General features: G+C 60.1%; 20 protein-coding genes and 1 pseudogene. 7 read left to right on the forward strand and 14 right to left on the reverse strand.

Going from position 1 to position 19,536, the window contains the following annotated elements; translation table 11 throughout:
* Nucleotides 1-35: 35 nt before the first annotated feature.
* Nucleotides 36-331, forward strand: a pseudogene (locus GWG65_RS22770) (ABC transporter permease subunit); the annotation flags it as partial.
* 95 nt (nucleotides 332-426) lie between these two features.
* Here the strand turns inward: GWG65_RS22770 and GWG65_RS22775 are convergent.
* On the reverse strand, nucleotides 427-636 hold the full coding sequence (locus tag GWG65_RS22775) for a response regulator (protein ID WP_275197811.1): 210 nt from the start codon (nucleotides 634-636) through the stop codon (nucleotides 427-429).
* 390 nt (nucleotides 637-1,026) lie between these two features.
* Nucleotides 1,027-1,350, reverse strand: coding sequence for an antibiotic biosynthesis monooxygenase family protein (locus GWG65_RS22780; RefSeq protein ID WP_275197812.1), 324 nt, complete (start codon nucleotides 1,348-1,350; stop codon nucleotides 1,027-1,029).
* A gap of 168 nt (nucleotides 1,351-1,518) precedes the next feature.
* Here GWG65_RS22780 and GWG65_RS22785 point away from each other — a divergent pair, with 168 nt between their 5' ends.
* Entirely contained in the window at nucleotides 1,519-1,701 is a 183-nt protein-coding gene (locus GWG65_RS22785; protein WP_275197813.1) for a hypothetical protein, read from the forward strand.
* 39 nt (nucleotides 1,702-1,740) lie between these two features.
* Entirely contained in the window at nucleotides 1,741-2,067 is a 327-nt protein-coding gene (locus GWG65_RS22790; protein ID WP_275197814.1) for a GcrA family cell cycle regulator, read from the forward strand.
* A 742-nt stretch (nucleotides 2,068-2,809) separates the two neighbouring features.
* Here GWG65_RS22790 and GWG65_RS22795 read toward each other — a convergent pair.
* The 7 genes from GWG65_RS22795 to GWG65_RS22825 form a co-directional block, all read right to left on the reverse strand.
* Nucleotides 2,810-3,598 carry an SDR family oxidoreductase gene (locus tag GWG65_RS22795; protein WP_275197815.1) on the reverse strand — a complete coding sequence of 263 codons (789 nt, stop codon included), beginning with the start codon at nucleotides 3,596-3,598 and terminating at the stop codon, nucleotides 2,810-2,812.
* 53 nt (nucleotides 3,599-3,651) lie between these two features.
* Nucleotides 3,652-4,677: a crotonase/enoyl-CoA hydratase family protein gene (locus GWG65_RS22800; protein WP_275197816.1), complete on the reverse strand. Its 1,026-nt coding sequence runs from the start codon at nucleotides 4,675-4,677 to the stop codon at nucleotides 3,652-3,654.
* Nucleotides 4,599-5,699 carry an NADH:flavin oxidoreductase gene (locus GWG65_RS22805; RefSeq protein WP_275197817.1) on the reverse strand — a complete coding sequence of 367 codons (1,101 nt, stop codon included), beginning with the start codon at nucleotides 5,697-5,699 and terminating at the stop codon, nucleotides 4,599-4,601. Before GWG65_RS22805 ends, GWG65_RS22800 begins: the two co-directional genes overlap by 79 nt.
* An 87-nt stretch (nucleotides 5,700-5,786) precedes the next feature.
* On the reverse strand, nucleotides 5,787-6,971 hold the full coding sequence (locus GWG65_RS22810; protein ID WP_275197911.1) for an ABC transporter substrate-binding protein: 1,185 nt from the start codon (nucleotides 6,969-6,971) through the stop codon (nucleotides 5,787-5,789).
* Nucleotides 6,972-7,076: 105 nt separating this feature from the next.
* Nucleotides 7,077-8,672 (reverse strand): AMP-binding protein, encoded by a 1,596-nt coding sequence (locus tag GWG65_RS22815; RefSeq protein ID WP_275197818.1) that lies wholly within the window; start codon nucleotides 8,670-8,672, stop codon nucleotides 7,077-7,079.
* Nucleotides 8,673-9,024: 352 nt separating this feature from the next.
* On the reverse strand, nucleotides 9,025-10,134 hold the full coding sequence (locus GWG65_RS22820) for an alkene reductase (RefSeq protein ID WP_275197819.1): 1,110 nt from the start codon (nucleotides 10,132-10,134) through the stop codon (nucleotides 9,025-9,027).
* A 121-nt stretch (nucleotides 10,135-10,255) separates the two neighbouring features.
* Nucleotides 10,256-11,242, reverse strand: coding sequence for an MDR family oxidoreductase (locus GWG65_RS22825; RefSeq protein ID WP_275197820.1), 987 nt, complete (start codon nucleotides 11,240-11,242; stop codon nucleotides 10,256-10,258).
* Between the two features lie 325 nt (nucleotides 11,243-11,567).
* Between GWG65_RS22825 and GWG65_RS22830 the strand changes: the two genes are divergently transcribed.
* The 3 genes from GWG65_RS22830 to GWG65_RS22840 all read left to right on the forward strand — a co-directional run bounded on the left by GWG65_RS22830 (nucleotide 11,568) and on the right by GWG65_RS22840 (nucleotide 13,660).
* Nucleotides 11,568-11,921 (forward strand): helix-turn-helix domain-containing protein, encoded by a 354-nt coding sequence (locus GWG65_RS22830; RefSeq protein ID WP_275197821.1) that lies wholly within the window; start codon nucleotides 11,568-11,570, stop codon nucleotides 11,919-11,921.
* 235 nt (nucleotides 11,922-12,156) lie between these two features.
* Nucleotides 12,157-12,960 (forward strand): SDR family oxidoreductase, encoded by an 804-nt coding sequence (locus GWG65_RS22835; protein ID WP_275197822.1) that lies wholly within the window; start codon nucleotides 12,157-12,159, stop codon nucleotides 12,958-12,960.
* Between the two features lie 136 nt (nucleotides 12,961-13,096).
* Nucleotides 13,097-13,660 carry a MarR family transcriptional regulator gene (locus tag GWG65_RS22840; protein ID WP_275197823.1) on the forward strand — a complete coding sequence of 188 codons (564 nt, stop codon included), beginning with the start codon at nucleotides 13,097-13,099 and terminating at the stop codon, nucleotides 13,658-13,660.
* A 93-nt stretch (nucleotides 13,661-13,753) separates the two neighbouring features.
* Here the strand turns inward: GWG65_RS22840 and GWG65_RS22845 are convergent, their stop codons facing one another.
* From GWG65_RS22845 to GWG65_RS22860, 4 genes are all read right to left on the reverse strand, one after another.
* Nucleotides 13,754-14,533, reverse strand: a complete 780-nt coding sequence (locus GWG65_RS22845; RefSeq protein WP_275197824.1) for an SDR family oxidoreductase — start codon at nucleotides 14,531-14,533, stop codon at nucleotides 13,754-13,756.
* A 351-nt stretch (nucleotides 14,534-14,884) separates the two neighbouring features.
* A complete protein-coding gene (locus tag GWG65_RS22850; RefSeq protein ID WP_275197825.1) occupies nucleotides 14,885-15,730 on the reverse strand; it encodes an alpha/beta hydrolase in 846 nt (281 codons plus the stop codon).
* A gap of 106 nt (nucleotides 15,731-15,836) precedes the next feature.
* The gene (locus GWG65_RS22855; protein ID WP_275197826.1) at nucleotides 15,837-16,850 is read right to left on the reverse strand and encodes an NADP-dependent oxidoreductase; all 1,014 of its coding nucleotides are present in this window, start codon (nucleotides 16,848-16,850) and stop codon (nucleotides 15,837-15,839) included.
* 34 nt (nucleotides 16,851-16,884) lie between these two features.
* Nucleotides 16,885-17,748, reverse strand: a complete 864-nt coding sequence (locus GWG65_RS22860; protein WP_275197827.1) for an alpha/beta hydrolase — start codon at nucleotides 17,746-17,748, stop codon at nucleotides 16,885-16,887.
* 463 nt (nucleotides 17,749-18,211) lie between these two features.
* On the opposite strand from GWG65_RS22860, the gene GWG65_RS22865 reads away from it, so the two are divergent.
* The gene (locus GWG65_RS22865) at nucleotides 18,212-18,814 is read left to right on the forward strand and encodes a TetR/AcrR family transcriptional regulator (protein ID WP_275197828.1); all 603 of its coding nucleotides are present in this window, start codon (nucleotides 18,212-18,214) and stop codon (nucleotides 18,812-18,814) included.
* A 40-nt stretch (nucleotides 18,815-18,854) separates the two neighbouring features.
* On the opposite strand, the gene GWG65_RS22870 is transcribed toward GWG65_RS22865, so the two are convergent.
* A complete protein-coding gene (locus GWG65_RS22870) occupies nucleotides 18,855-19,535 on the reverse strand; it encodes an SDR family NAD(P)-dependent oxidoreductase (RefSeq protein WP_275197829.1) in 681 nt (226 codons plus the stop codon).
* Nucleotide 19,536: the final 1 nt, after the last annotated feature.

Raw genomic sequence — 19,536 nt, forward strand, 5'->3', positions numbered from 1 at the left:
CTCTGACCTGTCAATCCTATTGACGGTAATTCCCCGCCGCCTCGCTCGGCGCCTCCCCGCCCTACGCCTTCCACAGGGTGATCCTACCGCTGATGCCGCCCGGCCTGGCGTCGGGCGCGCTGTTCGCCTTTGCGAGCAGCTTCGATGAGGTGGTGATCGTGCTGTTCATGGCCGGTCCGGAGCAACGCACCCTGTCCCGCGAGATGTTCAGCGGCATCCGCGAGAACATCAGCCCGACATCACGGCGGCGGCAGCGATCCTGACGACGGTTTCAGTAGTCCTGCTCACCACGATGGAAGGCCTGCGGCGACACAACGAACGGCTGAAGGGTAACAAACCTTCGATCGGCGTCGTTAAGCCCGCTCGGCCAAAATCCGAATGCGCTGCACCCTCGTCCATCACGCCCGCCCCAGCTCCCACCGAGCATCACTGCGGCGGCTTCAGTTCGCCGGCGAGCCAGCCGACCGCATCCGTGTTCATCGGATCCACGACAAAAGAGACAGTTTCAGTGCGCTCGCAGGTCGAACATTCGAAGGTGCGCTCTTCGATTCCTTTTTGGCCGGGAGAGATGCGAGCCAACCCCATCCGGTGCTTGCATACCGGACACATCGGTCGCTCGTTGGTCGAGGCAGTCATCCATGGAACCCCTGGAGGAATGCATCATGATACTTTCCGAACCGAGAGTCTTTAGCTTTTGTAGTTTTTGTGCTCCCACCCGCCCGCCAGGAGGAACGAGTCCAGTCGACCCAGGTTGACTCCACAGGTCCGCGCGCAAATGCGGGGGCCTGCGTGGCTCCGCCCCCAAGCCCCCAAAAGCCCCCCAAAGGCGGGGCTACGCTCAGGCGAGCGTATCGGCCTTGAATATTGCCCCTTTCGTGCAACATCGACCCCGTGCGCCATCAGAGGATTGAGTTGCCGCGCTTACGCGGGATGAGGCCAGTCGTGAGCGCCGATTGTAGGCTCAATGGGCACGCCGATCCACACGTCAGGCCTTTGCCCAGGATCTCGATGCAAGCGTGACGCCGCTTACTCGGCGTCCAGAACCTCGACAACTTCATAGAGATGGGGATCGATTTGATCGGTCAAAGTATCAAACTTACCCCACTCCTTACGGAAGCCCGGCGATTGGTGGGCAGAATGCAGCTGTTCGCGATTTTGCCATTGGATGTAGTTGACGATGCGCCGACCGTCGAGGCTTCGATGCAAGCTGATCGACACAAAGCCCGGCTGGCGCGCCATGAATCGGGCTCGATCAGCCATCAGCGAGAGCGCCTCCGTCTGCTTTGCCGGTTCGGCTTCGACGATAGTGATCTGCGTGACTATCTGACTATCTTTCTGAATACGGGCCATGGAGCCACTCCTTCCGGGCTCAGGTTCCTCGAGCTCCCTCCGCCTCCAAGGATGCTCATTCCGAAGGTTTGAACGCCCGAGCGGTAGTAAGAGTTCAAATCGGGTACCATCTCAATCCATGGTCAGGTCTTCGCATCCGGTCATTGGCATTTCTTGAGGAGGAACAACATGAAACAACACATCACCGAGGTCTTTTCTCCTGGGTTGATCGACTGGAGTCCGCTCGTGAGCATCGGCAACGCGATGCCGCCCCGCGATCCTGATGAAGACGAAGATGACGATGAGGAAGAAGAAGAAGAAGAGGACCTCGCCGACGAACCGCCGGTCGTGCGCGAGCCAGACGAAGACTAGACTAGCCGTTCGCTGGCAGCCGGCGTTATAGTATCTCCCATGAGTTGGGATGAGAAAGACGTAACGCTGCTCAAAGAACTTTGGGCATTGGGACACAGCGCCGCACAGATCGCGCGCGCACTCGGGTGTAGCCGTAACGCAGTTTGCGGGAGGCTCACTCGATTGCGCTTGAGGCGTGGTCACAAGCCGCCAGCAGCAAAGCCCAGAATAAGACCAGTCCCGAAGCGAAGACCAGCGTTGTCGGCCGCCTGTGCCAGTCCGGCGGAAAAGAAGGTATCGAAACCGCTGGAGAGGCAGCAGCCTAATGAATTCAGCAAGCGCCAGCTTTACGCCATGCTTGCTGAGGCGGTCAAGAATACGGGCTAAGGGCTCATCGCAACATACAGCAAGACCGGGACGCGGCGAGGCCGTCCTCAATCAACGGCCGACCCGCGCTCGCGATCACGCGTTGAGCGCGATCGAAGAGGACGGTCTTGACCGCCGAGGTGCGGAGATCGATGCCGAGAAACATGATCCTTGCAAATCGTGGACGTCGATATGGACGAGGGCACCGCAACGTCGGATAGTTGTTATCGGCCCCGAACTACGCCCCTTGAACCAACGCCGGCAATTGCTTGACGTGAATAGAGGACTCTGCGTCACGGCGGGGTCCCGATCGGCGCGGATGGTGACCCCATCTTGACCGGATGTTCTTGATTTCTTTCAGAGCGTTACTGACGACATCTGCAACGGCATGACCCTAGGCCGATTTACAGTCGGCGGGCTCATACCGAGCTCGTGCGCCGCGCAATTGACGCCTCCGGTCCTCGCCACCACGGAAAACAAGCAAAACAAATCCCAGTTCGCTTCGGTCACGCTCTCTCGTCCTTTGCACCGGCGCCTTGCGTTCTTGGCCGCTAGCGGAGGCGGAGCCGCCGGAGCCGGAAACACTAGTGAAACCCCAGGGAGCCCGAACGTTATTCAGTATTGCGGTCCCCGTTCAACAGAATCGTCATAGCGTTCTTCGCAGCCGCGCCGGGCGCTTGCTGATCAAGGACAGCGCGGTCCTTGAGATCGAGAACAGCCAAACATCGGCGCAGGTTGCCGAGACGCTGACGCTGGTGATCCGCTAGCCCGATATCACCGAAGTCAGGCCGCCATCGACGGCAAGGATCTGTCCGGTGATGTGCTTGCCGGCGTCGCTGGCGAAAAGAACCGCGGCGCCTTTCAGATCGTCCTCGTCGCCGATGCGGCGCAGCGGCGCGCCCGCGGCGAGCTTTTCGACACCGACGGCCTCGATCGTGCCCTTCGTCATTTTCGACGGGAAAAAGCCGGGCGCCAAAGCATTGGCCGTAATTCCGTAGCGCCCCCAACTCCCCGCCAAAGCCCGCGTGAAATTAACCACCGCGCCCTTGCTTGTATTGTAGGCAACCATCTGCATATCCCCGGAACTTCCGAACAGGCCCGCGATTGAAGCAAGGTTAATAATGCGGCCATATTTGTTGGGGATCATCGAGTGCTTCGCAACCTGTTGGCTGAGCAGGAACAGCGAGCGGATATTCAGGTTCATCACCTTATCCCACGCTTCGATCGGGTGATCCTCGGTCGGCGCGCCCCAGGTTGCGCCTGCGTTGTTCACCAGAATATCCACCCGTCCGACTTTCTTGATCGCTTCGCCGGCAAGCCGCTTGACGTCTTCGTCTTTGGAATTGTCCGCTGCAATCCACTCCGCCTCGATGCCGAGACCAGCAAGATGCGCCTGGGCTTTTTCCAGGTCTGGCGCCTTGCGAGACGAAATCAAGACCCGAGCCCCTTGCTCGCCTAGCGCCTCGGCGATCTGCAGCCCAAGGCCACGGGAGCCGCCTGTAACAAGAGCATTCTTGCCGGTCAGATCGAATGCCTTCTTGATGCTTCCCATAGTCAAATCCTCAAGCTTGTGGGCAAGGTTCTGCTGCGCGATCCGCGCGATTACTATTTCCCGCGGAACACTGCCGGGCGACGTTCCACGAAAGACTGGATGCCTTCTTTCATGTCTTCGCTGCTGAAAACGCGATCCTTGATCTTTGGGATGTAATCGATCGCAGCTTTTTCACCGGCCTCGATGTATTTCAGCGCGGCTTCCTTGGTCACCTGAATGCCGATCGGCGCGTTCCTGGCGATCAGATTCGCGATCTCCATCGCTCGACCTATCTGCTGGCCGGGAGCAACGACTTCCTGAACAAATCCGACCTTGTAGGCCCGCGCTGCGTTGAACTCGTCGCACAAGAACAGGTGATACATCGCATCTCCCCATCCGGCCCGTGTCAAGTATCGGAAATGGGCACCACCAAGGGGCGCAATCCCGCGCTTGGATTCCATCTGGCAGAATCGGGCATCGTCGGCTGCCACGACGATGTCGCCAGCCAGCATCATTTCGATACCGATCGTGAAACAGATCCCCTGCACTGCTGTCACGATCGGCTTACGACACCGGCTTTTCAGCGCGAACGCATCGATGTTGCCGGGCTTGATCTCGGCACTCTCGGCCTTGGGTCCGAAGAACTTCGGCATATCAAGGCCCGCCGTGAAGTCCGGGCCCTCGGCGCAGAGCACACCGACCCAGTAGTCGTCGGTGCGGTCCAGAAGCGTCATCGCATCCGACATCTGCGCCATCATCTGCGGACTGAACGAGTTCTTCTTCGCCACGTTGTCGATGATGATCTTGAAGACATGCCCGTGCACTTCGGTCCGGACTTGGCCGGGTTGGGTTTTAGTCTCGCTCATTTGCTGGTCTCCAAATGCTTGCAGACGACTGCACAACGACACGCAGGGTCCTCCCCGCCGATCGGCATACAGCCGACCATTATTTCCCAACCAGTTTGGAACGTTCGCCGAAACACCAGATACCGAAGATTTGAATAGCGCCTCTTCATCGGTGATTAGCTCAGTGCCGCGAACGCGGCCCGTTCGAAAGCCATGAGCTCTTCCGTCCGGCCGTCGCGTACCTTCAGCAGCCATTGAGGGTCCTGAAGCAGCGCCCGCCCTACCGCGACAAGGTCAAACTCCTCGCGGTCGAGCCGGCGGATCAACTCGTCGGGCGACGCCGGACGGGAGCTTTCTCCGCCGTATGCGGCGATGAATTCGCCGGTCAGACCGACTGACCCGACCGAAATCGTCGGTACTCCGGTCACCTTCTTGGCCCATCCGGCGAAATTCAGATCGGAGCCACCGAACTCCGGCTCCCAGAACCGGCGTTGGGAACAATGCAGAATGTCGACTCCCGCGTCGACCAGAGGTTTGAGCCAGGCTTCCAACGCCCGAGGCGTATCGGCCAGCTTTACTTCGTAGTCCTGCTGCTTCCATTGGCTGATCCGGAGCAATATCGGAAAATCCGCTCCGACCGACCTGCGCACCGCGTGGACGATATCGGCGGCAAACCGGGCCCGGCCGGGCAGATCCTTGCCTCCATAGGCATCCTCGCGGCGATTGGTACCCTCCCAGAAAAACTGATCGATCAGATAGCCGTGCGCCCCATGCAGTTCGACGGCGTCGAATCCCAAGCGCTTTGCCGCAAGCGCCGCATCGGCGAAAGCGCGAATGGCGTCTGCGATATCCTCTTCGCTCATCGGCTCGCCGAACTTCTTCTCCGGTCGCGACAGGCCGGACGGACTGTCATAGGCACCGGGAGGGGACCAATTCTGGGCGCGCGTGCGAACCGCTCCGACATGCCATAGCTGTGGAGCCATCAGGCCGCCCGCGGCGTGTACTTCCTCAACCACGCGGCGCCACCCGGCCAGTTCCTTCTCGCCATGAAAGCGGGGAACATCCGGATCGTTCAGGGATGCCGGGCGATCCACGCCCGTACCCTCCGATATGATGAATCCGACCGCTCCTTCGGCACGGCGGCGGTAGTACCGCGCGACCTCTTCGGTTGGAATTCCGCCGGGAGAGAACGACCGCGTCATCGGGGCCATCACGACCCGGTTCGGCAGCTTCAGCCCTTTAAGGTTGAAAGGCCGGAAAAGCACGTCGGTGACCATTTGCACTCCGTGAGTTAGAATTTCGCGCGAACTTTCCGACGCAAACTCAGCAAGCCGCGCCGTCCACTCTGGCTTCAACAGGTGAGCTCATTTTTGGCCCGCAGTGAGCACGTCCCCGAACTGCTCCCACGAACTTCCGGTCCAGCGCTGGAGCTGAAGCTGCGTGTACGCCATGCTATTCTCGGGACCTGTGTTGATCGTAATGCCCGGTATTACGGTGGGCAGCGACAGCCCGCGTATGCTCCGCGATTGCTTGACGATGTTCTCGCGCGAGAGATCGTTGCCGCACTGCTTGAGTAGCTGCTCCAGAATCTGTCCCTGCTGCGTCCCGAACACATAATTGGCATCGCCGATATCGGCGCCCGGAAGGTATTTGGCGAAATGGTCACGGTACCAATTGATGCCCGGGTCGTCGGCCCACTTCTTGTCATTCGGATCCTTGGTAACCGTCGCAGCGACGATGCCTATGGCCTTCTCTGGCCCCGCGGGGACAATGGTCGAAGAGACAGAGCTCGAAACGAAGTTGATCAGGAAGAGAGGCTTCCAACCGATCTCGTCGGCTTTCTTGATGGCTTGTGCTGCGAATTTTGGCGTGCCCGCGACCAAAAACGCTTCGGCGCCGGACGCCTTCAGCGACACAACGTGGGAATCAATCGTCGGCTCGGTCACCTCGTAAGAGGACACGATGACTTTCTTATCGAAATCGTCCTTCAGGTAGCCTTTGAATGCATTGACGAAGTCCTTACCCAAATCGTCGTTCTGATAGAGGATCGCTATCTTCGCGTCCGGACGGGTCTGAGTGATGTACTTCGCGTAAATTCGTCCCTCCGTATCGTAGCTCGGCAACCCCGTCGTGGTCATGGGAAATTCAGCAAAATTGGTGAACTTGGTGACTCCGCTGACCACGAAAAGATGAGGCACTTTCTTGGCGCTGACGTACTTTATGGTGGCACTGATGCCGGGGGTACCCAGCGGACCGAACAGGAAGGCGACCTCGTCGCTTTCGATGAGCTTACGGGTTTGCTCGACCGTCTTGGGCGGACTGTAAGCATCGTCGTAGGCGATGAGGTTTATCTTTCGTCCGTTGATGCCGCCCCGATCGTTTATAGAACTGACGTAAGCGATCAGGCCCTTTCCGGTATTACTGAGCGGCGAAGCGGGGCCGCTGAACGGAAAAGTCGCCCCAATCTTCACCTCGGACTCGGTGACCCCGGGCGTCTCCGCACGTGCGGGCGCACCGTTTATCGATGTCGCAAGCGCGACTGCTATCATGGTGTTCCTGAACATTGATCGCTCCCTCCGGCGACGAATGCGTCGCTCACAATTCTTTCCTTGAAAGGCTCCATTTCGATGTCGAACGCGTTTTCCCGGAATGCGTCAGCCAGCAGCCGCCGCATCGGACGTCTTGGCGCTCGTTCGCGCGATCGCCAGCTCGCGCAGTTTGTGTTTGAGTATCTTGCCGGTGGAGGCCGAAGGCAGAGCCTCGAGGACGACCACCTCGGTCGGACGCTTGTATGACGTGAGCTGCTGGGCGGCGTACGATTTCAGATCTTCCGTGCTGACGCGAGCACCACGCAACAGCTGCACGAACGCGACGACCTCCTCGTTGCCATCGACCGTTCGTCCCACGACAGCCGATTGCACGACCTGATCGTGCGCATTCAGAACCGCCTCCACCTCGGCGGGGTACACGTTGAAGCCGGAGCGGATGATGAGTTCTTTGGTGCGGCCGGCGATGTAGAGATGGCCCTCGCCGTTCACCCGGGCGAGATCCCCTGTGTTGAACCAGCCCTGGCTATCGATCGCAGCAGCCGTCAATTCCGGAGCGCGATAGTAGCCGAGCATCACGTTAGGACCACGAACGTGCAGTTCGCCCACTTCGCCGGTCGCCACCGTCCTGCCTTGCCCGTCCACGATCCGGTGCTCGATACCGGGAAGGAAGGGGCCCACCGACTCGTCGGAAACAGGATGATCTGATCGGACACCCGAGAGGCCCGGCGAACATTCGGTGATGCCATAGTTGTTCAAGAGCGGGATGCCGAACTCGTCCTCGATCCGCTTCTTGAGATCGAGGTCGAGCGGAGCGCCGGCGACGGACATGAGCCGCAACTTGCCTCGCTCGAGCCGCCGGATGCCCTTGACAGCCTTGTGTTCGAGCAGACGCTGATACGTGGCCGGCACACCGAACAGGCTGGTAATTCCCTCCTCGGCGATGGCATGAGCGAGCGCAGCGGGATCGGCCTTGGCGATGACGTGCAGGGTGCTGCCGTGCATCAGCGTTGAAATCAGCAGAATGGAATACCCGACGATGTGGGACATCGGCAGCACGCCGTAGATGCGGTCGGCCGGACGATTTTTGCGAAGCAGTCCCGAAACTCTCCCGGCAACGAGGAGGTTGCGGTGGCTCAACATGACCCCTTTCGGAGCGCCGGTGGTGCCCGAAGTGTAGAGAAGGCCCGCGACCTGGCGGGCGCCATCCCTCTCGACGGGTTCGGCTTGCGCGTCCTCGTTGAGAGGACCGACGCCGATTCCACCAAACGGCCCGACAGCGCCGATTTTTGCCCCGACGCGTTTGGCGTGATCGGCCGCTTCCTTCGAGAGGGCCGAATTGAATAGCGCGCGCCTGGCGCCGCTGTGCGTCCCGATCAAGTCGATCTCTCTGGCCGACAGGCGAGGATTCACCGCGATGCCCCACGCATCGAGCTTGCTCGCCGCGAACAGCATTGCCCCCAGAGCCACGCTGTTCTCGCTCGCGATCATCACGCGATCGCCAGGCCTGATCCCCAAATCGGAAAGATCCTTCGCCGCGGCGTCGACGGCCTCCGAAAACTGCCGGTAACTCCACGAACGCCCGCCTTCCACGAAGGCCGGATGATCCGGGATGTCCCGCACGAAGGGCGCATACACCTCGTGTACTCTGGAAGGCAGGCCGTCCAGCAATTCGGCCGCGGTGAACTCGTCCACGCTACTCATGCCATTCCTCCCTGGTGCCTCCTTTTCGGAAGCGCGGCGCGGCCGCCTTCAAACGGGCAGGTCCGTCCTTTCAGTCCATCAGCAGATCGAGTAAATCGTTCTAAAATAGAACTGTCAAGTTTTGACCGTTGCCTTCGCTGTCACAGGAGACGATGAGCACCGTCACTTTCCTTCAATTCCTATTTGGAATTCTATGGATGTAGGACGTTGGAGAAATCAGTCAGATAAGGCGTGAGGAACCGCAGTGCCCGTTGACGTGCACAGTCCCGGTCCGGCGCTCGCTGAGGTTTGCTGATCCTGCCTGACGGTCCGGACCGCCGCATTCGGGCAGTTGCGCGACCTTTCATTGGATTCACTCCACCGCTTCGGCCGATTGCAGTAGTGGATAGTCGGTGTAACCGGCCGCGCCGCCACCTGCGAACGTCGCGCGATTGTAGGCATTGAGCGCTGCGCCGAGTTGCAGACGGCGCGGCAAATCCGGGTTGGCGATGAAGTGCCTGCCGAAAGCGACGGCGTCGCCCTGGCCAGCGCGGATCGCAGCGTCGGCCGACGGACCGATGAAGCCGCCCGCGAGAATCAATGTTCCGGGCCAGAACCGACGCAAATCATGGATCGCGAGCGGCGCGCCGGCTTCACCGGCATCGGTGTCGCGGGCTTCGATCATGTGAACGTACGCGAGATCGAGAGGAGCCAGCCGGCTCAGGACATGGCTGTAGAGTCCGATTGGGTCCGCGTCGCCGACGTCGTTAAATGTACCGAAAGGCGACAACCGCACGCCGACGCGATCAGCGCCCCAGACCTCGACCAGCGCGGTCATCACGTCCATCAGCAGACGGGACCGATTTTCGACCGAACCGCCATAAGCGTCCGTGCGGCGATTGGCCTTGCTGTGAAGAAACTGCTCGATCAGGTAGCCGTTTGCGCCGTGGAGCTCGACGCCGTCAAATCCTGCGGCCAGCGCGTTGCGCGCGCCTTCGCGGTAAGCCTCGATGATTCCCGGAATCTCCCCGATCTCAAGTGCGCGGGGGGTCTCGAATGGCACCATCTGGAACGACGGCGTGAACGACTTGCCGGCAGGTGCAATCGCCGATGGAGCCACCGGCAGCGCGCCGTCCGGCTGGAAGCTGGTATGGGACACGCGTCCAACGTGCCAAAGTTGCATGAAAATGACGCCGCCCTTGGCGTGCACTGCATTCGTGATCTTCTTCCATCCTGCGATCTGTTCCGCCGAATGAATGCCGGGCGTCGCCGGATAGCCTTGCCCGGAAGGCGTGACCTGCGAGGCCTCGGTAACGATCAGACCGCCAGCCGACGCGCGCTGTGAATAATACTCAGCTCCGAGATCCGTGGGCACATTGCCGGGGACCGCCGCGCGCATGCGCGTGAGGGGCGCCATCACCACACGATGCGAGAGCGTGTAGCGGCCAAGCTTGAGAGGGGCGAAGAGGTGCGCTGAACTCATGGGAAATCCTTTGGGTGCGGACGGCTAGCCTGCGATCGGCAGGCAACTCTCGTAACGTTCTGGTTGGGCTTGAAACTGGTTGGACAACGCGCGCCGTGCCGCGCAATCGTCACGGCGGAAATCACGCGTTAACATCGACGACCGTGCGGCCCTGCACTTTTCCCGCGAACATTCGTCGCACGACATCGGGGACCTCCGTGAGGCCGACGACCTGTGTGGTCCGCGCCAATTTTCCCAGATCGAGATCGCGTGCCAGCCGCGACCAGGCCTCGATCCGCACCTCCTGCGGGGCATTGACCGAGTCGATCCCGGCAAGAGTGACATTGCGCAAGATGAAAGGCAGGACCGTTCCGGGAAGATCCACGCCTTGAGCAAGGCCGCAGGCTGTGACCACGCCGCGATACTGCGTCTGAGCCAGTACATTCACCAGGGTATGGCTGCCGACGGAATCGACTGCGCCAGCCCAACGCTCGCGCGAGATCGGGGCGCCCGGCTCCGAAAGCGTCCGCCGATCGATGATTTCAGCGGCGCCGAGATCCCGCAGATAAGCGGCTTCTTCGAGACGTCCCGTCGACGCAACGACGCGATAGCCGAGGTCGGACAGTATTGCGACGGCGATCGAACCGACGCCGCCATTGGCGCCGGTAACCAGAACGTCGCCGCGCTGCGGTGTGAGGCCGCCATGTTCGAGTGCCAACACAGACAGCATAGCTGTATAACCCGCCGTGCCGATCGCCATTGCATCTTTTGTTGAAAATGGCGCCGGGATCTTCACGAGCCACTCGCCCTTCAACCGCGCCCTCTGGGCGTACCCGCCGTGATGGGTCTGGCTTAGCGCCCAGCCGTTGGCGACGACGCGGTCTCCGACCGCAATGCCCGGATAGGATGATGCCTCGATCGTCCCAGCCAAATCGATACCGGGGATCAGGGGAAACTGGCGAATGATCTCCCCGCGTCCGCTAATGGCGATAGCATCCTTGTAGTTCACGGTTGAATAATCGACCGCAACCGTAACGTCGCCGGGCATGAGATCTTGTTCGTTCATTTCGACCACGCTGGTCGAAATCTTCTCATCTGTCTTTGCTGCCAGCAGTGCCTTGAACGCCATCGCAATATCCTCGGGTCCGTGTTCGCTGTCGACGGACCTAGGCGCGCGCCTCCCAGAGCTCAAGAAGGCACAATTAACGCGGGTACTATCATTTATGAACGTATCGCCCCTCGTCCAGGCACCGCCTTACATTGCGACGTGATGCCCCGAAGCGCGAGCAGCGAGTCCTGGCATATTGAATGCAGGACGTACATATTGTAGTACGGTCATCATGTGATATGACTACTCTGATCTGAGAGCCTGTTCTGCAATGGCGACGAACGCGTCAGGTTTAGGGAGGTATCCGGTGCGCCCCAGAAGGTTTGACGCCAAAAGCGGATGTGCCGTGGGAGTGACGCTGTCCGTGATCGGTGGGCTCTGGAAGCCGCTGATCCTGTTTCATCTCTTTGCCGGCAAGAAGCGGTTCATGGAGCTGTCCCGAGCGATCCCTAACGCCACGCAGAGAATGTTGACCCTTCAGCTGCGTGAACTGGAGGCCGATGGTGTCATCGTGCGCCATGCGTATCCGCAGATTCCGCCGAGGGTGGAATATGAAATCTCTCCCTTCGGCCAGAGCCTTAGTCCCATACTCCTTTCGCTTCGGAGGTGGGGCCAACACTACGAAGATTCAATCGAAGGCACTGCTTTGCAGCAGCCAGCACTTGACGCGCAGCGGTCAAACGCTTGCTCGCACACATGAAAGCGTAGCGAAGGCCGCAGCATTCAGTTCGCCTCCCTCCCGTGCGCCTCGGCTGCACGGCCGATGTACTTGGCTGAAAATCAGTAAATTTCCGACCTAAATGACGTCGTGTGAATGCGTCATGATCTCCAAGGCGATCCTGCGCGTGTCGGCCGTTTCGAGAAAATAAGACTACACCTTGCGCGCGGACCAGATGACTCCATATACTTGAGTACTCATCAAATGGAGCGAATTCATGTCTGACAATTCATCGAGCAAACCCGTCGCAGTCGTCACGGGAGCTTCGGCTGGGATCGGCGCCGTATACGCGCGGCGTCTGGCCGCCCGAGGCTTCGATCTCATGCTCGTCGCACGCAGAGCCGACCGCCTGGCCACGCTTTCCAAGGAAGTTCAGGAAAAACACGGCACGAAGGTCGCAATCGTCGCGGCGGATCTCACCGATGCCGCCGACCTCGGTCGCGTCGAGCAGCACCTGGCGGCGGAAAAGCGGATCACCATGCTTGTCAACAATGCCGGCAGCGCCAAGCTGGCGCCGATGTCTGCCACCTCGACCGACGAGGCAGCGTCGATGATCGCTTTGAACATCACCGCCCTGACGCGGCTTACGCAGGCAGTCCTTCCGAATTTCCTGGAGAGGAACTCCGGCTCGATCATTAATGTGGCTTCGGTACTTTCACTGCATTCGCTGCCGATCAGCAGCGTCTACAGCGGCACCAAGGGCTATGTTCTCAATTTCAGCCGCGGCCTCCAGGCGGAATTGGCAAATACCGGAGTCACGGTCCAGCTGGTGCTTCCCGCCACAACCTCGACCGAGCTTTGGGACATCGCCGGCGTTCCGCTGTCGCAGTTGAACCAGTCCTCGATTATGACGGCGGAGAACATGGTCGACGCGTCGCTCGCTGGGTATGATCGGGGCGAAGCCATCACGCTTCCCTCTGTCGACGACGCGCGCCTGTGGGAGGCCTATGACGCCGCTCGCGGCGGCCTTGTCGCGGCCTCGCAGACGGGACGACCCGCATCGCGTTACGGCGTGAACTGACGGGCCCACGCCGGCCCTCACCGGCATCAATCGCATCGCCGTTCCGGTGCTGAATGCAGCCCGGAACGGTCCTCCGGGAAGCGGGGTCGAGGAGCCGGATCTTGCCGCGACCGCGGTAAAAGGGCATTTAGGTGTCATGGGCACGACAACCAGGAAATCGTCCGGGAGGCTGGACGTCAGCGAGGCATTGACGGGCCTACAGCAGGTCGCCTGCACGAACACGGCGTTGCGGCGCGCCTCGCGCCGCCTCGGTCAACTTTACGACGAAGCATTGGCTCCGACCGGACTGCGCGGAACACAGGTCAGCCTGCTGACGCAGATCGATGCAATGACTTTGCCGACGAATCGAGGCAATGCTGCCGGGCCGACGCTTCAGGAGCTGGCATCCCAGCTGTCTCTGCGCGTCTCCGGCATCACGCACGCTCTGACGCCGTTGGTCCGCGACGGGCTGGTCGAGCTGATGCAGGACGCGCTCGACGCGCGCGTGAAGCACGCGCTGCTGACGTCCAAAGGCAGAACGCGCCTGGGAAAGGCGATAGAGCATTGGGCGATTGCCAACCGTCACGTCGAAAAGATCATGGGAAGCGCGAAAACGGCGAAGCTCCGTGAACTAGCGGATCAGATATCCACAGAGAGATTCGATCTGTCCGCCGAGCTTGGGATTCCCTCGCGCAAGCGTAAGACGAAAGCGGCAGTCTGAGCGGGCCTGCTTTGGTTCATGACAATAGCTCGATGGACGTCGGGCGAGCATCTCAAACATTGCTCAGACGTAGTTGCGCTCCAACGCTGCTAACTACCATTTCTCGACCCACGGCCGGAGCACGACTTCGAACGCCCAGGTCGACCTATGCTGCCGATGAAGCTGCAGATAGATTTTCGCGATATGGTCGGGGTCTGCCATATTGTCGTCGACAGTTGTCCCCGCCAGCCGGTGCGCGCGAGTGCCGTCTTCCTGGGTCCAGCCAATCGCGGCGTCGATCGGCACATTCGCTATGTGGATCCCCTGCGGCATGAGTTCTCTCGCCATGCTTTGCGCAAGTCCCGACTTGGCGTGACATGCCATTGCAAAGGCGCCACTTGATGGGAAGCCTTTGAGCGCCGCGCTGGCGTTCGTGAAGATGATCGTTCCTCTCGCGCCGTTGGCGTCGGGTTCGTTTGCGAGCATGAGCCGAGCTGCCTGTTGACCGACCAGAAACGCGCTGAACGCCGAGTTTCGAACAGTTTCGAGCACCATGACCGGGTCGGCTTCGATCACGTTCTTGCGGAAGATCCCGGGGACCCGGCCATCGATGTTATGCACGACGAGCCTCGGGTTCCCGACGTCTTGAACGATATTCTCGAAAAGCCGTGCCACGGCTGTTGGTTCGCTTGCATCGCAGGCATATCGACGCACGCCATGCGTCTTCTCGAGAATCTCAAGGACCCCTTTGTCAGGATTTCTGGCCGCGACGCAGACATGCATGCCGTTTTCCGCGAATAGCCTGGCGCAACTCGAGCTGATACCCGGACCGCCGCCGACAATGAGTGCAACGTCCTTTACAGAAGTTTGGGTGTCGCGGCTGGATTGAGTCATGCTGCTTCCTCGGATGCGTTTGGTGCCTGGCGAGCTTTCCGATATCAACTCTGTAGATCTATCTCTTCAGTGGTTCATTGCTGGTATGGTTGCTCTTCCCGTGGGTTTCCCCAATTGTGACCGAAGTGCCCTCACCTCGGCCTCGAGATGGATCAAAACGCGTGCCCCAAGTGCAAGCCGATAGTCACCATAAGGATCATCAAGGGTACAAAGAAGATCGAGGAAGGCTCGCGACTTCTCGGTCAGTCGGGACGCTAATGTTCGGATTGCGGTGCACATGGATATTTCCTCCTGACGTGCCCTGGAGCGCCCGCAGATGGTGGCGCCCTCCGGTAGGAAGGCGCGGCGCGTTTACTCGGCCAGGAACTGGATGGCGTGTTTCAGAAATCTGTCGGGATACTGGAACTGCGCCCCGTGACCGGCATCGGGGTAGACGATTAACTGAGCATTCGGAATGTTCTGAACCATGTGCCAGGAGTTGATCGTGGCGATCATGACATCATTGATACCGTTGATGACCAAAGTCGGCTGGGAGATTTCACTCAGATGGGCGAATGGCTTTTCCTGGTCGAGCGGTGCGACAAAGGCCGTGTTCGCGGCGATCTGAGCCTGCATTAATTCTGGCGAACTCGGCGGATCCTGATCCTTGCGCTGGTGACGGCGCTTCCAGAAGTCGCGGCCGGCCTGTTTGGCCGCTTCGGACGGACCGAAGAACAAGAACAAGAAGTCATCGACGGTTGGAACTGGTCGAGGCGCGGCCTCAAAGATCTTCGGATTAGGATCGGGATTTCCACCGCGCGGCTGAGTGCCGAGCAGCATGAGCTTACGGACGAGATCGGGATGACGCCGTGTCAGATCCTGCGCCACCATCCCCCCGAGCGAGAAGCCCGCGACGTCGACCCTGGAAAGACCGAGCGCGCGGATCACCTTTGCCGCGTCATCCGCCATGTCCTCGATGAGGGTGCGCGGCACGCCTGTTGACGATGCGCAGCCCCGGTAATCGTACAAGATCACCTCGCGGCCCGCTGCCAGTCCGTCGGTCATGAGGGGGTCCCAATGATCCATGCCACCGCGAAAATGTTGAAGGAAGAAGAGTGGAGGCTGTCCCGACCCCGGATTGCCCCAGCGACGATAGGCGAAACGGTCACCCTCCACCTCGATGATGCGGGTCGGTGCGGTGAGATGCGTGTCTGCCATGATGTGCTCCTTGGGATGACGGCTGCAAGATGATTATCATCATATTATCGAGAAGACTGTTGGAGCGGCGATGTCGCAGCGCGGCACCGCAAATCCGGTGAGGCTGCTACGGCTTCGGGTCCGCGACCGTGATGACGACCTTACCCCTCGCACGCCCGGTCTCGACATAGGCCAGCGCCTCCCCGGTCTCCTCAAACGGAAAGACCTTGTCCACGATCGGACGGATCACGCCGGATTCGATCAGGGACGTGATTTCCCTCAACTGCTGCCCCTGCGCACGCATGAACAGGAATGCGAAGCGCACACCTAGGCTTTTGGCTTTCTTCCGCGCACCGCGGCTAAGCAGGCGCGTTACAAGCCTCAGGAACAGGTTCAACCCTAGTTCCTTGGCGAAATCGGGATCCGGCGGCCCCGAAATCGAAATGAGGAGGCCACCGGGCTTGAGCACGCGCAGGGATTTTTCAAGCGTCTTGGCGTCCTGGCTGTGCAGGACCAGATCGTAGCCCGACAAGACCTTCTCGAAATCCTGCGTCTTGTAGTCGATGACCAAATCCGCACCGAGGCTTCTGACCAGCTCGACGTTTCTCGTGCTCGTCGTGGTCGCAACTGTCGCCCCGAGATGCTTCGCGAGTTGTATGGCAAAAGTTCCGACACCGCCGGAGCCGGCCTGAATGAAGACCTTCTGTCCAGGCTTCAACTTGGCCACCTCGACCAGCGCCTGCCAGGCGGTCAGCCCCACCAGCGGGATGGAGGCGGCTTCGTCCATGCTGATGTTCTTGGGCTTTAGCGCCACGTCGGTTTCATTCACGGCAATGAATTCCGCGAACGTTCCGATCCGATGATCGCGCGGTCGTGCATAGACCTCGTCGCCCACCTTGAACCGCCCGACTTTGCTGCCAACCTTGGTGACTATCCCGGCAACATCGTGCCCCAGAACGAAAGGCGGACGATACGGCAGTATGAGCTTGAATTCTCCGTCCCTGAGCTTGGAGTCCAGAAGGTTCACGCCAGTTGCACGAACGCGAACCAGGACATCATCGTCGCGCAACTCCGGCTCTGGCACGTCGGCCAAGCGCAGCGCACCTTTCTTTTTGTATCTGTCGACAACGAATGCCTTCATGGCTTCTTCTCCGATTTGAAATCCGATTGCGGGATCAGGCGCCGAGGAAGGACAGGGCCTTCGGTACGAAATCGGCGTAGTACTGAAAAATCCCGCCATGCCCGGCATCTTCGTAGATAACGAGTTGCGCGCCCGAGATACGGCGCGCCATATCGATGCTGTTGGCAGTCGGCACCATGATATCATTGTCGCCATTCGCGATCAGTACCGGGATCCGAATGCTTCCGAGATCCTGAGGCGCTTGCTGGCCCCAGTTCTTGATCGCCTTGAGTTGCCGCAAGAAGGCTTCCGGTGTGGGCCCTTTGTCCCGATCTGCCTTGCGCTCCTTCAGCCGCTCAAGAAAGGCTGTTGCGGCTCGGCGACCGTTGGCCGTGGACGTGAAGAACAGGTAGAATTTTGGGTCTCGCAGTGTCAGCAAGCCCTTGATCATCAAAGGCCAGGACACTGGTCCCACCTTGTCGATACCAGTGCCGCCTGCCGGGCCAGTGCCGGTCAAAATGAGCTTTCGCACCAGGTCCGGCGCCTTCAGCGTAATATCCTGCGCCACAAATCCGCCGAGGGAAAAGCCAAGCAGATCGACCTTTTCGAAGCCCAGCGCGCGGATGAGAGCAATCGCATCCCTCGCCATTTCGTCAACGGTAACGGGCGCTTTCCCGCCTGACACGCCGATACCTCGGTAATCGGTCGCGATCACACGATGCCTGGTAGCGAGGCCATCGACAATCCGCGGGTCGAAATTGTCGAGAACCGCGCCCCAATGGTTGAGAAGGATCAACGGCACGCCGGCGCGGGGACCGATATCGCGATAGGCAAAAGCCGTTCCTGCAGCACTGATCGAAAGATTAGGCGCATCGACATAGCGCACGACCGATCCGGTGTGACTGACATAACTGGTCATCGCTTACTCCATTGTCCGGCTCGGACCGGAAATCCTAAGATGCAGGGATATTCGGTCGGATGGCGCAGCTCCCTGCTTGCGCGCCACGACGCCGGCTACGCTGGCGAGTGACGTATCGGGACGGAACAAGCCGGGGACAGACATTAAGAAAGTGCCGCTACCCTGCCCTTGCGCGGTAGCAGGAGCCTTGCCGATGCCAGCCGACACGCCGGCGAGAAACGCGGTCTTCTGGCGCGCCCTGGCCTTCCTCATCGGCATCCTTTGGCGAAACAAGGTCTCCTTGGACGGTTCGGAAGTGTCACTTGTCCCACTTTTTTGATGACGTCCGTCATCTTAACTGATAGATGACGATCGTCATGAATAATGTCAAGCGGAGTTTTTGCGAATCTGACACCGCTCGGCCGCGGCCGGTTGGGACCGCCAGAAGAAAGTCCGGTCCTGCTACCAACGGAGTGAGCAAACCATGAGGGTGTCACGAGAAAAGGCGCAGGCGAACCGCGAACAGATTATCGAGACTGCGGCGCGCCTGCTGCGTGAGCATGGTTTCGACGGCATCGGCGTCGCCGACATCATGAAAGCAGCGGGGCTGACTCATGGCGGCTTCTATCGCAACTTCGCTTCAAAGGACGATCTGGCGGTCAAGGCCAGCGAACATGCGATGGCGGATACGATAGCGTTGCTGAAGAATGGGCTGGCTCAACAGCAGCCTCAAGATCCGTTGCGTGCGGTGATCGAAAGCTATGTATCGTCGGCCCATCGCGACGATCCAGGTTCCGGATGCATTCTGCCGGCGTTGGCGGCGGACGCCGCGCGCCGCGATGATCCTGCTCTGCGCGCCGTCTTCATTACGGCGATCCAATACTATCTCGACCAGATTGCGAAACTGTCATCCGCGAGCCCAGGGGCTGCAGGCAGCAGACATCCCGCAGCCATCCTGTCGGAGATGGTAGGCGCTGTCATATTGTCTCGGGTGATTGCGAACGACCCTCTGGCTGAATCGCTGGTTGCTGCCGTCGTGGCGGATATTGCCGGACCATCTCCTGGACGCGCATCGGACGAAGAGTGACGCAGCGCGCCGGCGGCCCGTGTTTCCCGTCGGAGGAGCGTCACCAGTTTTCGCGGAACGGCCGCAGTTCCGTGAGGAATGACCAAGCCGATCGGTCCTGACCGTAGAGATGGTACAGTTCGTCGGCGATGGCGGCGGGTTTGATGAAGAATTCATCCGGCCTGTCGCTCATTCGCGCGCGCATTCGGGGCGTGTCGATCACGGCATCGATCAGAAGATAGGCGACGTGCACGCCGTGAGGTCCCATGTCACGCGCGATCGACTCGGCCAAAATACGCTGCGCCGCCTTTGTCGGAGCGAAGCCTGCGAAATTGGCTTTGCCCCGGATCGAAGACGTGTTTCCGGTCACCAGGATCGCGCCCTTGCCCCGGTCAATCATGTCGGGAGCCACTTCGCGCGCGAGATACAACAAGCCCATCACGTTGACATCGAAATTACCCTTCAGCATCTTCGGCTCGATTTCGCGAAAGCTTCCCCAACCCCCGCCTACTGCGTTGTGGACGAGAACTTCAGCTGGGCCGAAGCGGCGCTTCACATCAGTGACTACGGTCCGCACCTGGCTCTCGTCCGCGACGTCGCAGGTCATCGCGTGGACATCGGGTAGCTCTTGCGCAAGGCGATTGATGAGCTCCGCTGAACGGGCAAGCGCGATCACGCGTAACCCGCCAGCAGAGAAGCGCTTGACGATGGCAGCTCCGGTGCCCGGCCCGACCCCGGTCACG

It is taken from the genome of Bradyrhizobium sp. CSA207, assembly GCF_029051685.1.
GTDB lineage: Bacteria > Pseudomonadota > Alphaproteobacteria > Rhizobiales > Xanthobacteraceae > Bradyrhizobium.

What these genes read in the sequence shown, in the direction of transcription:
- GWG65_RS22775 (WP_275197811.1), bottom strand. Translation starts at nt 636, where the DNA reads ATGACTGCCTCGACCAACGAGCGACCGATGTGTCCGGTATGCAAGCAC.
- GWG65_RS22780 (WP_275197812.1), bottom strand. Translation starts at nt 1,350, where the DNA reads ATGGCCCGTATTCAGAAAGATAGTCAGATAGTCACGCAGATCACTATC.
- GWG65_RS22785 (WP_275197813.1), top strand. Translation starts at nt 1,519, where the DNA reads ATGAAACAACACATCACCGAGGTCTTTTCTCCTGGGTTGATCGACTGG.
- GWG65_RS22790 (WP_275197814.1), top strand. Translation starts at nt 1,741, where the DNA reads ATGAGTTGGGATGAGAAAGACGTAACGCTGCTCAAAGAACTTTGGGCA.
- GWG65_RS22795 (WP_275197815.1), bottom strand. Translation starts at nt 3,598, where the DNA reads ATGGGAAGCATCAAGAAGGCATTCGATCTGACCGGCAAGAATGCTCTT.
- GWG65_RS22800 (WP_275197816.1), bottom strand. Translation starts at nt 4,677, where the DNA reads ATGGCTGCTGAAGGTACGCGACGGCCGGACGGAAGAGCTCATGGCTTT.
- GWG65_RS22805 (WP_275197817.1), bottom strand. Translation starts at nt 5,699, where the DNA reads ATGGTCACCGACGTGCTTTTCCGGCCTTTCAACCTTAAAGGGCTGAAG.
- GWG65_RS22810 (WP_275197911.1), bottom strand. Translation starts at nt 6,971, where the DNA reads ATGATAGCAGTCGCGCTTGCGACATCGATAAACGGTGCGCCCGCACGT.
- GWG65_RS22815 (WP_275197818.1), bottom strand. Translation starts at nt 8,672, where the DNA reads ATGAGTAGCGTGGACGAGTTCACCGCGGCCGAATTGCTGGACGGCCTG.
- GWG65_RS22820 (WP_275197819.1), bottom strand. Translation starts at nt 10,134, where the DNA reads ATGAGTTCAGCGCACCTCTTCGCCCCTCTCAAGCTTGGCCGCTACACG.
- GWG65_RS22825 (WP_275197820.1), bottom strand. Translation starts at nt 11,242, where the DNA reads ATGGCGTTCAAGGCACTGCTGGCAGCAAAGACAGATGAGAAGATTTCG.
- GWG65_RS22835 (WP_275197822.1), top strand. Translation starts at nt 12,157, where the DNA reads ATGTCTGACAATTCATCGAGCAAACCCGTCGCAGTCGTCACGGGAGCT.
- GWG65_RS22840 (WP_275197823.1), top strand. Translation starts at nt 13,097, where the DNA reads ATGGGCACGACAACCAGGAAATCGTCCGGGAGGCTGGACGTCAGCGAG.
- GWG65_RS22845 (WP_275197824.1), bottom strand. Translation starts at nt 14,533, where the DNA reads ATGACTCAATCCAGCCGCGACACCCAAACTTCTGTAAAGGACGTTGCA.
- GWG65_RS22850 (WP_275197825.1), bottom strand. Translation starts at nt 15,730, where the DNA reads ATGGCAGACACGCATCTCACCGCACCGACCCGCATCATCGAGGTGGAG.
- GWG65_RS22855 (WP_275197826.1), bottom strand. Translation starts at nt 16,850, where the DNA reads ATGAAGGCATTCGTTGTCGACAGATACAAAAAGAAAGGTGCGCTGCGC.
- GWG65_RS22860 (WP_275197827.1), bottom strand. Translation starts at nt 17,748, where the DNA reads ATGACCAGTTATGTCAGTCACACCGGATCGGTCGTGCGCTATGTCGAT.
- GWG65_RS22865 (WP_275197828.1), top strand. Translation starts at nt 18,212, where the DNA reads ATGAGGGTGTCACGAGAAAAGGCGCAGGCGAACCGCGAACAGATTATC.